Here is a 10,438-nt window from a genome sequence, read left to right on the forward strand (position 1 = left end):
TAGGCGAACCCCCTGCTGTGAACACGCCTTCTCGCCCCCGTCGGTTCCACGGACGGACCGACACGAAGGGGTGAACGAGGGGCGGGGCGCCCCCCCCGTGAGGGAGACGCCCCGCCTTCGGTCCACCCGCGGCGCCTCAGGCGTAGTGGAGCCGTAGCCGTGTCGCGGCCTCCGGCGGCGCCGCCGCCTCGTCCAGGGCGAGGAGGGCCGCACCCAGCACCGGCGGCGCGGTGACCACACCCACCACCGCCTTCGGCGCCTTCACCGCGAGGAGTTCGGCGATCAGCCCGTCCAGCTCGGGATGGCGTGCGGCCAGCACGCTGCCCCCCAGCATCACCGGAGCCTCCTCGTCGAGCAGGCCGAGCCGGCCGAGCGCGACCGCCGACAGCGCGACGACCTCCTCGGCCAGCCGTCGCACCAGCGAGCGGGCGACCGCGTCGCCCTCCGCACTCGTACGGAACAGCACCGGCGTCAGCTCGTGCCGCCGCTCGTACGCGACGCTCCCCCGATGCAGCGCCTCGATCAGCGCGTACATCGTCGGCAGCCCGAAATGCGCGGGCAACGTCCGTGCCAGGGCCGTCGGTTCACCCCGCCCGTCCTCCGCCCGGGCGGCGAACCACAGCGCCTCCTCGGCGAGTCCGCTGCCGCCGCCCCAGTCCCCGGAGATCTTCCCGAGGGCGGGGAAGCGGGCGGTCCGCCCGTCCGGCAGCATCCCGACACAGTTGATCCCAGCCCCGCACACCACGGCGACACCGCGCGGCTCGTCGAGCCCGGCGCGCAGGACGGCGAAGGTGTCGTTGTACACCCGTACGGACGGGCTCCAGCCCCTCGCGTCGAGAGCGACCTTCAACTCCGCCTCCTCCACCGGCAGATCGGCGTTGGCGAGGCACGCGGAGACATGTGCGAACTCCAGGGGGTGGCCCGTCGGGGCGGCAGCCCGTCCCACCGCCTCCGCCAGGACGTCCAGGGCCGCCTCGACACCGACCACGGGCGGCTGGAACCCGCCGCCGCGCGCCGAGCCGAGTACGGTCCCGTCCGCTCCCACGATCGCCACGTCGGTCTTGCTGTTGCCCGCGTCGATCGCCAGGAGCGCGCCGTCGAGGTTCACGCCCACGCGAGGTGCTCCCGGTTGTGTGCGATCAGCCGGTCGGTGAGGCCCTCGGCGGACTCGTACTGACCCACCAGCGGGTGTGCGAGCAGCGCCTTGAACACCCGGTCGCGGCCACCGCGCAGCGCCGCCTCCAGAGCCAGCTCCTCGTACGCGGACACATGGGAGACCAGTCCGGCGTACAGCGGGTCGAGCGGGGCCGTCGGTAGTGGCGTCGCGCCGTTCGCCCCCACCGCCGCCTGCACCTCGATGACGGCGTCGTCGGCGAGGAACGGCAGCGTGCCGTTGTTGTACGTGTTCACCACCTGATACGGAGAGCCTCCCCCGCCAAGCAGGGAGGCGGCGAGGTCCACCGCCGCCTCCGAGTAGAAGGCCCCGCCCCGCTTGGCGAGCAGCGCCGGCTTCTCGTCGAGCGCCGGGTCCCCGTACATCTCCAGGAGCTCCTTCTCCATCGCGGCGACCTCGGCCGCCCGCGAGGGCTTGGTGCCCAGCTCCCGTACGACCTCGTCGTGTGCGTAGAAGTAGCGCAGGTAGTACGAGGGGACGACTCCCAAGCGGTCCATGACCAGGCGCGGCAGGTGCAGGTCGTCGGCGAGCGTGTCGCCGTGCTCGGCGAGCAGCCGCGGCAGCACGTTCTCGCCCTCCGGGCCGCCGAGCCGTACGGCGGTCTCCCAGGTCAGGTGGTTGAGCCCGACGTGGTCGAGGTGGATCTCGGCCGGGGTGACGTCGAGGAGGTGTGCGAACTTCCGCTGGAAGCCGATGGCCACGTTGCACAGTCCGACGGCCTTGTGGCCGGCCTGGAGCAGCGCGCGCGTGACGATGCCGACGGGGTTGGTGAAGTCGATGATCCAGGCGTCCGGGTTGGTGCGCCGGACCCGCTCGGCGATGTCCAGGACGACCGGCACCGTCCGCAGCGCCTTGGCGAGCCCGCCGGCGCCGGTGGTCTCCTGGCCGACGCAGCCGCACTCCAGGGGCCACGTCTCGTCCTGGTTCCTGGCGGCCTGGCCGCCGACCCGCAGCTGGAGCAGCACGGCGTCCGCGCCCGCCACCCCGGCGTCGATGTCGGAGGTGGTGACGATCTTCCCTTCGTGGCCCTGCTTGGCGAAGATCCGCCGGGCCAGTCCGCCGACCAGTCCGAGCCGGTCGGCGGCCGGGTCGACGAGGACGAGTTCGGTGACGGGCAGGGTGTCGCGCAACCGCGCGAATCCGTCGATCAGTTCGGGGGTGTAGGTGGAGCCGCCCCCCACGACAGCGAGCTTCATTCTCGGCTAGCCCTTCACTCCGGTCAGTGTGACTCCCTCGACGAACGCCTTCTGGGCGAAGAAGAAGAGGAGGATCACAGGGGCCATGACCAGGACGGTCGCGGCCATGGTCAGATTCCAGTCGGTGTGGTGTGCGCCCTTGAAGGACTCCAGGCCATAACTCAGCGTGTACGCCGCCGGGTTGTCGGAGGCGTAGATCTGCGGTCCGAAGTAGTCGTTCCAGCAGTAGAAGAACTGGAACAGCGCCACGGCGGCGATGCCGGGCTTCGCCATCGGGAGCACGACCTTGAGGAGGGTGCGCAGTTCACCGCACCCGTCGATCTTCGCGGCCTCGATGTACTCGTTCGGGATCGTCAGCAGGAACTGGCGCAGCAGGAAGATCGCGAAGGCGTCACCGAAGGCCATCGGGATGATGAGCGGCCAGAGCGTGCCCGAGAGGTCCATCTGCTTGGCCCAGAACAGGTACATCGGAATGATGATCACCTGCGGCGGCAGCATCATCATCGAGATGACGAGCAGCAGCGACAGGTGCCGGCCCCGGAAGCGGAACTTGGCGAGCGCGTACGCCACCGGGATCGAGGACACCACCACGAGCGCGGTACCGAGACCCGCGTACAGCAGGGAGTTCTTCCACCAGTCCAGGAACCCCGGGGTCTGGAAGACCCGGACGTAGTTGTCCCAGTGCCAGGAGTTCGGCGTGAGGTCGCGGGTGAGCGCCTGATGGTCGCTCATCAGGGACGTCAGCAGGACGAAGACGAACGGCAGCACGAAGAACAGGGCCGCGGCCGTCCCGAGGGAGTGCACGGCGATCCAGTGCAGGAACGCCCTGCGGCGGGCCGACTTCGCGGCGGCCCCGGCGGGGCGCTTCCTGTCCACGGGACGGTCGAGCGTGGAGACGGAGGAGGACATGGTCAGTCACCCGAGCCGATCAGGCCGCCCCGCCGGCGCATCAGCAGCGCGGTGAAGGCCATGGAGAGCGCGAACAGGACGAGGGCCACGACGCAGGCCGCACCGTAGTCGAAGCGGCCGAAGCCGAGGCTGTAGACGAGCTGCGGCAGGGTCAGCGTGGAGTCGTCCGGATGGCCCGGTTCGAAGGTCTGGCCCGAACCGCCCATCACCCCGGAGGCGACCTTCGCCGCCACGATGGGCTGGGTGTAGTACTGCATCGCGCCGATGATCCCGGTGACGACCGCGAAGAGGACGACCGGCGAGATGTTCGGCAGGGTGACGTAGCGGAACCGCTGCCAGGCGGAGGCCCCGTCCAGCTCCGCCGCCTCGTACTGCTCCTTCGGTACGTCGAGCAGCGCGGCCATGAAGATGACCATGAGGTCCCCGACGCCCCACACGGCGAGGACGGTCAGCGCCGGCTTGGCCCAGGCCGCGTCGTTGAACCAGGAGGGCGCGGGGATGCCGACGGCCTCCAGGAGCGAGTTGACCGGCCCCGTGCCCGGGTTGAGGAGGAAGACGAAGGCGAGCGTCGCGGCCACCGGCGGTGCCAGGTACGGCAGGTAGAACAGGGTCCGGAAGAACCCGGCGCCGGTCTTGATCCTGGTGACGAGCAGGCCGATGCCGAGGCCGAAGACCACCCGGCAGGCGACCATGACGACCGCGAGCCAGAGGGTGTTCTGCATGGCCGGCCAGAACTTCGGCAGGTCGGAGAGGACGTACGTCCAGTTGTCCAGGCCCCGCCAGGTCGGAGGGTTGAGCCCGTCGTACTTCATCAGCGAGAAGTAGACGGTCGAGACGAGCGGGTACGCGAAGAAGACGCTGAAGCCGATCAGCCAGGGCGACATGAACGCCGCGGTGCGCAGCGCGCTCCGCACGCGCTTCGACCGCAGCGCCGCCTGACGCCCTTCGAGGGTGTCGGTGGACATGAGGTACCGGTCCCGGGTCTTACTTCGCCTGGGCGATGTCGCGGTCTATCTGGGCGGCAGTTTCCTCGAGCCCCTTCCTCAGGTCCTTGACCTGGCCCTTCTCGTACTTCTGGGCGAAGTCCTGGAAGGTGTCCTGGTACGCGGAACCGTTCACGGCGCCGTCGGAGGTCGAGGACTCCGGGTGCTGCGCGATCCGCAGGAAGACCTTGAAGTTGTCGTCGGCCTTCAGGTTCGGCGACGTGAGGGCGGCCAGCGTGGAGGGGACGTTGCCGATGTCGTTGGCGAAGTTCACCACGGCCTCGGTGTCCATGGTCATGTACTTGATCAGTTCCCAGGCCGCGTTCTGCTTCTTGCTCTGCGGCGCTATGCCGATGATCGTGCCGGAGAGGTAGCCCTTGCCGTACTCGGCCACCTCGTCGTCGGCGACCGGCAGGGGTGCGACGCCGACCTCGAAGCCGACCTTCGCCTCCTTGATGAAGTTCAGCCGCCACTCGCCGTCCAGCTGCATGGCGACCTGACCGGTGTGGAAGGGGTGCTTCGCACCCCACTCGTCGCCGAAGGAGGTGCGGTACCTGTCGAGCTTCGCGAACCCGCCCAGGCTGTCGACCAGCGACTTCTGGTACGTCAGCATCTCGGCGAAGCCCGGGTCCTTGGCGAGGTTGGACTTGCCGTTCCCGTCGAAGTACGAGTGGTCCCACTGCGACATGTAGTGGGAGGGGACGGTCTCGTAGCCGAGGTAGTTCGGCATGAAGCCGAGGCGCTCGTAGCTGTCGCCCTTCTCCTTGGTCAGCTTCTTGGCGACCTCGGTGAACTCCGACCAGGTCTTCGGCGGGGCGGTGATGCCGGCGGCCCGGAAGGCGTCCTTGTTGTAGTAGAGCCCGTACGCGTCGGAGAGCAGCGGCAGCGAGCAGCGCTTGCCCTCGAACTGGGTGTAGTCCTGGAGGATCTTCGAGAAGGTCTTGTCCAGGTCCACCCTGTCCTTCTCCAGGAAGGGCTTGAGGTCCGCGAACGCGCCCGTGTGGCAGAACTTGCCGACGTTGGACGTGGTGAAGGACGCGGCCACGTCCGGGCCGTTCGAACCGCCCGCTCGCAGCGCCTGGCTCAGCTTGTCGTCGTTGATGTTGCCGACGGTCTTCACCTTGATGTTCGGGTGGGCCTTCTCGAAGCGGTCGACGTTGTCCTGGATCGCCTTCACCTCGGAGGGCGCCGACCAGCCGTGCCAGAACGTGATCGTGGTCTCGGCGTTCGGGTCGTCGCCCGCCTTGTTCCCGGTGGAGCCGGTGCAGGCCGAGGCGAGGAGGGCGATCGAGGCGGTCGCGGCGAGCGCGACGGCGGTTCTGCGGGCGCGTACGGGCATGACGGAACTCCCTGTGGCGGAGGGTCGACGGGGGAAGGGGGACTGCGGGCGATGCGGGCGGTGCGGGCGTTACCGGAGGTGCTGGAGTGGCTTGTGCTCGGTGGCCCGTGGTCCGTGGTCTAGCGGGACGTGTCGAAGACCTCGTCGCGGGTGGTGGCGAGGGCGCTCTCCAGGGCTCCGCGCAGGACGGGGTGCCGCTCCACGCCGCCGAGGACGAGCCGCGGCCGGGAGGCGGCGAGTTCGGCCAGCTCGGACTGGACGCGCTCGCGCAGGGGTTCCCCGCCGCTGACGATCGCCTCGCCGGACAGGACGACGACCTCGGGGTCCAGGACGGCGACGAGCGAGGCGAGACCGGTGGCGAGGCGCTCGGCGTACTGGTCGAGGAGCGCCGCGTACCGCGGGTCGTCGCCGTGGTGCGCGGCGGCGTGGGCGAGCAGGCGGGACGCGGCGGGTACGTGGGGGTGCTCGGGGGTCTCGATACCCTCGGCCCGCGCGATCCGGGGCACGGCCTGAGCGCCGGCCAGCTCCTGGAAGCCGCCGGAGTTGGCCTTGGTGACCTGTCGTACGAGCGGGGTGCCGGGCACAGGCAGGAAGCCGACCTCGCCGGCGCCGCCGGTGAAACCGCGGTGGAGCCGGCCGCCGAGGACGAGCGCGGCGCCCAGGCCCTCCTCGTTCCAGAGCAGCACGAAGTCCTCGTGGCCCCGTGCGGCGCCGAGGCGCTGCTCGGCGACGGCCACCAGGTTGACGTCGTTCTCGTACTCGAACGGCATCGGGAGCGCGGCCGCAAGTTCCTCCAGGAGCGTGGGGGAGTGCCAGCCGGGCAGGTGGGAGGCGTACCGCAGGCGCCCGGTGGCCGGGTCGAAGGCGCCGGGGGTGCCGATGACGAGCCGGTGCACCTCGGCCCGGGTGATCCCGGCGTCCTTGGCGGCGCCGTCGAGGGCGGTGGTGACCTGCCGTACGACGTCGTCGGCCGCGCGGCCCGGGGTGGGCAGCTCGAACGCGCCCACGACCTCGCCGCCGATGTCGGCGACGGCGGCGCGGATCAGCCGCGGGGTCACGTCGAGTCCGGCGGCGAAGGCGGCCCGGGCGTTGACCGCGTACAGCTGTGCGCTGGGACCCGGCCGGCCCGCCGTGGTCCCGGTGGCGACGACGAGCCCGGCGGCTTCGAGGCGGGCGAGGAGCTGCGAGGCGGTGGGCTTGGACAGGCCGGTGAGCTTGCCGATCCGGGTGCGGGAGAGGGACCCGTGCTCCAGGAGGAGATCGAGAGCCGCCCGGTCGTTCATGGCCCGCAGCACACGTGGGGTGCCGGGGATACCCGGGGTCGTACCGGCCATGTCGTATGCACCCGCCCCTCTCACTGTTAGGAAAGTTTCCTATTGGACAGGAGGACGGTAGGACGGCCGTCGCGCGGACGTCAATACCCGGGCACCGAAGGAGTCCCCGGCGGCGGGGTCGAAGTGTTACCCGCGGGGTCCCGTGAGGTGGTGGTCAGGACTGGTACGGGCATGGTTGCCCATCCGTGCGGGGGCATGCGATGAGCGACCGGGAGACGTACTGCCGGGCCTTGGACTAGTAACCGTGGACCACGTCGTTCCCCGCGGTCAGCACCAGCGTCTCGCGGGAGCGCTGCAACCGGTCCCAGATCGGAAAGCGTTCCTGGTCGGCCGGAGGGTTCTGGGTCAGCTCCCCTTCCAGCCACGCGACGGCGTCCTCCACGTCACCGTACGTGGCCGCCACGTGGTTTCTCTGGCGCGTGAGCCAGTCCTTGATCTCGATGGGTGGATAGTCCGCCGGGACTTCGCCACGCCGGATCGCCGAGTCGGGATAGGACCGGCCGGTGTACGCGTAGGCGTGCCAGTGCTGCGTCACGGGCGCACCGTACCGACGGCGGCGGTCTCACCGGCCGGCATGGCTCGTGGCCCTCCGAGCGAGTTCGGCCATGCTCGCGGGCTCCATCAGCAGCAGGGCCCCGACCAGGTATTCACGCGTCCGGCGCACGGCCTCCTCGGGGGAGGTCAGCAGGCGGGCGGGGGCGATCTCCGCCCGCAGGGCCGGGTCCACAAGGGCCTGGGACAGGACCTCGCGGGTCATCTCCGACGCGAGCCAGTGGAACGTACGTTCTTTCAGTGCGAAAGTCAGGTGCAGTGACGTCTCGTCGCCCTCGGTGTACGGAGAGTGGACATATCCTCGGGGGAGCCGGAAGACGTCGCCGGGCTCCAGAGTGAACGTTCGTGCGGGCGGGATGTTGGCCAGATAGCGCCGTTCTGCGAAGGTGAATCCGCGTTCCAGGAAGTTGCCGTGTTCGATCGTCGGGTTCTCGACGAACGGCGGGTGGATGGGCCAGGTCTTCCGGCCGGAGAGCTGGACGATCAGCGTGACGTACGGGTCGTAGTGGTACTTGAGCCCCTGGGCGCCGGGCGGGGTCATGTACGCGTTCACGTGCACGAGGCACCCGGTCTCGTCCTGGATTTCGCGGCGCAGGATGCTCAGCGACGGTCTGAGCGTCTGGAGCTGGCGTACGGAGAGGGTGCCCCCGCTGTCGAGGTGAGCGCGGACGGCGCCGGGCCAGGGCATGTCGCCGTCGATGTAAGTCTGCCGCTCAAGGACCTTGCCGTCCTTGAGGAGGACGACGTTCCGCGCTGGGAGGCATTCGGCATCCACCAGCGCGTCCACTTCCTCGATGGACAACAGGCCGGCCAGTGCCTGCGGGGAACGGCGGAAGAGCAGCGGCCTCGTCGCGGACGTCAAGGGCGGACGCCTCGGGCTCCGACCCTGGCCGTACACGCGAGGGGCGCCGCGCCGATCGTCGGCGGGGCGCCCTCCTGTGTACGAACGGACTACTTGGCGAGGTCCGGCTTCGGCAGCGGGCTCGCCGCCACGGCTTGCGGGGACGTCGTCGACGCGTAGGCCGAAGGGGCCGCCATCCCGGCCGTGGGGTCCGCGGCGGACTCCTCCGCCTGGGCCGGTACACCGCCGACGATCCGGATGCCGGCCGCGTCCATCGCCCGCTTGATCCGCCACCGCAGCTCGCGCTCGACGCCCAGGGCCTTGCCCGGCATCGTCTTCGCCGAGACCCGGACGGTCATGGAGTCGAGAAGCACCTCGGTCAGGCCGAGGATCTCCACCGGGCCCCACAGCCGCTCGTTCCAGGGCTCGTCCTTCGCCATGGCCGCCGCGACCTCGTCGATCACGGACTTCACCCGGTCCAGGTCCTCCGTCGGACGGACCGTCACGTCGATCGCCGCGGTCGCCCAGCCCTGGCTGAGGTTGCCGATCCGCTTGATCTCGCCGTTGCGGACGTACCAGATCTCACCGTCGGTGCCGCGCAGCTTCGTCACGCGCAGACCGACCTCTATGACCTCGCCGGAGGCCACGCCCGCGTCGACCGAGTCGCCGACGCCGTACTGGTCCTCCAGGATCATGAAGACGCCGGAGAGGAAGTCCGTGACCAGGTTCCGGGCGCCGAAGCCGATCGCCACACCGGCGACACCGGCGGAGGCGAGCAGCGGAGCCAGATCGATCTTGAAGGCGCCGAGGATCATCAGCCCCGCCGTGCCCATGATCAGGAACGAGGCGACGGACCGCAGCACCGAGCCGATGGCCTCCGAGCGCTGCCGCCGCCGCTCCGCGTTGACGAGGAGTCCGCCGAGCGCCGTGCCCTCCACGGCCTGGGCGGAGCGGTTCATCCGCTCTATCAGCTTGGTCAGGGCGCGACGGATCGCCATCCGCAGCAGCAGGGCGACGACCAGGATGAGCATGATCCGCAGACCGGTGTTCAGCCAGGTGGACCAGTTCTCCTCCACCCAGCCCGCGGCGCTCGTCGCCTTCTCCGCGGCCTCGTCGAGAGTGACGGGGACCTGCTGCGGATCGTCGGCGGTCGACAGGGCGGACCAGGACACGTAGAACCTCCAGGCGTGGTGTACGCAGAACATCCACACTATCGGGGCATCGGGTGCACTCCTGGTGCATGTTCGAGGGAGAGACCGACCTCACGCGGGGATGTACGGGGAGCCGATTGCCGATGTGGTCGAGAACACTTCAAGCCCGTTACCGGGACGTGGTGGCGCTCCGACCAGGCATGAGGAGAGACTGAGAGCAGTTCGTCCCGGCGCGAGCCACGCGCCGCCGGCGTATTAGGAGGCATCCGTGCCGCATGTCCTGGTCCTCAACGCGTCGTACGAGCCTCTCGGCGTCGTACCGCTCCGCCGCGCGCTCGTCCTCGTCCTCGAGAACAAGGCACTCTGCCTTGAGGAGTCCGGCGCCTTCCTGCACAGCGAGACCCGCGTCATCCCCGCACCCAGTGTGGTCCGGCTGAAGCGGTTCGTGCGGGTCCCCTACCGGGGGCCCGTTCCTCTGACCCGCAGAGCCCTCTTCGCCCGCGACGGCGGGCGTTGCATGTACTGCGGTGGCGTCGCAACCAGCGTCGACCACGTCATTCCGCGCAGCCGCGGGGGTACGCACGCCTGGGAGAACGTCGTGGCGGCCTGCCGCCGCTGCAACCACGTCAAGGCCGACCGGCACCTGCGCGAGCTGGGCTGGCGGCTGCGCCACCAACCCGCCCCGCCGAGCGGTCTGGCCTGGCGGATCATCGGGACCGGACACCGGGACCCGCGCTGGCTGCCCTACCTGCAGCCGTACGGCGCGGACGACGTGATGGCCCGGATCGACGCCGTCTCCACCGCCCCCACAGGGGCCGTGAAGACGGGTTGAGCCGGGCCTTCGCCGTACGGGGGGCGTGCCGCCGGGCGCGCCCCTCCCGGCCCGCGGGCGACCGGTCCGCGGACGACCGGCCCGCGGACCGTCCCGCGCCTTCTACCGGTCCGCGGGCGACGGGCCC

10 protein-coding genes are annotated in these 10,438 nt (G+C 70.2%); 1 reads left to right on the plus strand and 9 read right to left on the minus strand.

What is annotated here, in order from left to right:
- Nucleotides 1-136 precede the first annotated feature (136 nt).
- The 9 genes from ACFUJR_RS26835 to ACFUJR_RS26875 form a co-directional block, all read right to left on the minus strand.
- The gene (locus tag ACFUJR_RS26835) at nucleotides 137-1,114 is read right to left on the minus strand and encodes an N-acetylglucosamine kinase (protein WP_383169715.1); all 978 of its coding nucleotides are present in this window, start codon (nucleotides 1,112-1,114) and stop codon (nucleotides 137-139) included.
- On the minus strand, nucleotides 1,105-2,370 hold the full coding sequence (locus tag ACFUJR_RS26840; protein ID WP_383169717.1) for a 6-phospho-beta-glucosidase: 1,266 nt from the start codon (nucleotides 2,368-2,370) through the stop codon (nucleotides 1,105-1,107). The genes ACFUJR_RS26835 and ACFUJR_RS26840 overlap by 10 nt, the downstream gene beginning before the upstream one ends.
- A 6-nt stretch (nucleotides 2,371-2,376) precedes the next feature.
- Complete coding sequence (locus tag ACFUJR_RS26845) at nucleotides 2,377-3,279, minus strand: carbohydrate ABC transporter permease (protein ID WP_383169720.1); 903 nt, start codon at nucleotides 3,277-3,279, stop codon at nucleotides 2,377-2,379.
- 2 nt (nucleotides 3,280-3,281) lie between these two features.
- Entirely contained in the window at nucleotides 3,282-4,244 is a 963-nt protein-coding gene (locus ACFUJR_RS26850) for a carbohydrate ABC transporter permease (protein WP_383169722.1), read from the minus strand.
- Nucleotides 4,245-4,263: 19 nt separating this feature from the next.
- Nucleotides 4,264-5,601 (minus strand): ABC transporter substrate-binding protein, encoded by a 1,338-nt coding sequence (locus ACFUJR_RS26855; protein ID WP_383169723.1) that lies wholly within the window; start codon nucleotides 5,599-5,601, stop codon nucleotides 4,264-4,266.
- Between the two features lie 119 nt (nucleotides 5,602-5,720).
- Nucleotides 5,721-6,935 carry an ROK family protein gene (locus ACFUJR_RS26860; protein WP_383169725.1) on the minus strand — a complete coding sequence of 405 codons (1,215 nt, stop codon included), beginning with the start codon at nucleotides 6,933-6,935 and terminating at the stop codon, nucleotides 5,721-5,723.
- A 235-nt stretch (nucleotides 6,936-7,170) separates the two neighbouring features.
- Nucleotides 7,171-7,470 (minus strand): hypothetical protein, encoded by a 300-nt coding sequence (locus ACFUJR_RS26865; RefSeq protein ID WP_383169727.1) that lies wholly within the window; start codon nucleotides 7,468-7,470, stop codon nucleotides 7,171-7,173.
- A 27-nt stretch (nucleotides 7,471-7,497) separates the two neighbouring features.
- Nucleotides 7,498-8,349, minus strand: a complete 852-nt coding sequence (locus ACFUJR_RS26870; RefSeq protein WP_383169729.1) for a JmjC domain-containing protein — start codon at nucleotides 8,347-8,349, stop codon at nucleotides 7,498-7,500.
- A gap of 89 nt (nucleotides 8,350-8,438) precedes the next feature.
- The gene (locus ACFUJR_RS26875) at nucleotides 8,439-9,500 is read right to left on the minus strand and encodes a mechanosensitive ion channel family protein (RefSeq protein ID WP_383450797.1); all 1,062 of its coding nucleotides are present in this window, start codon (nucleotides 9,498-9,500) and stop codon (nucleotides 8,439-8,441) included.
- Nucleotides 9,501-9,747: 247 nt separating this feature from the next.
- Here ACFUJR_RS26875 and ACFUJR_RS26880 point away from each other — a divergent pair, with 247 nt between their 5' ends.
- Complete coding sequence (locus ACFUJR_RS26880) at nucleotides 9,748-10,311, plus strand: HNH endonuclease (protein ID WP_352191150.1); 564 nt, start codon at nucleotides 9,748-9,750, stop codon at nucleotides 10,309-10,311.
- The last annotated feature ends 127 nt before the right edge of the window (nucleotides 10,312-10,438 follow it).

The sequence above is a fragment of the Streptomyces sp. NPDC057271 genome (genome assembly GCF_042668715.1).
Classification (GTDB): Bacteria; Actinomycetota; Actinomycetes; order Streptomycetales; family Streptomycetaceae; genus Streptomyces.

Excerpts from the sequence above, each read along its gene's own strand:
- ACFUJR_RS26840 (WP_383169717.1), bottom strand. The coding sequence starts at position 2,370 with ATGAAGCTCGCTGTCGTGGGGGGCGGCTCCACCTACACCCCCGAACTG.
- ACFUJR_RS26845 (WP_383169720.1), bottom strand. The coding sequence starts at position 3,279 with ATGTCCTCCTCCGTCTCCACGCTCGACCGTCCCGTGGACAGGAAGCGC.
- ACFUJR_RS26850 (WP_383169722.1), bottom strand. The coding sequence starts at position 4,244 with ATGTCCACCGACACCCTCGAAGGGCGTCAGGCGGCGCTGCGGTCGAAG.
- ACFUJR_RS26855 (WP_383169723.1), bottom strand. The coding sequence starts at position 5,601 with ATGCCCGTACGCGCCCGCAGAACCGCCGTCGCGCTCGCCGCGACCGCC.
- ACFUJR_RS26860 (WP_383169725.1), bottom strand. The coding sequence starts at position 6,935 with ATGGCCGGTACGACCCCGGGTATCCCCGGCACCCCACGTGTGCTGCGG.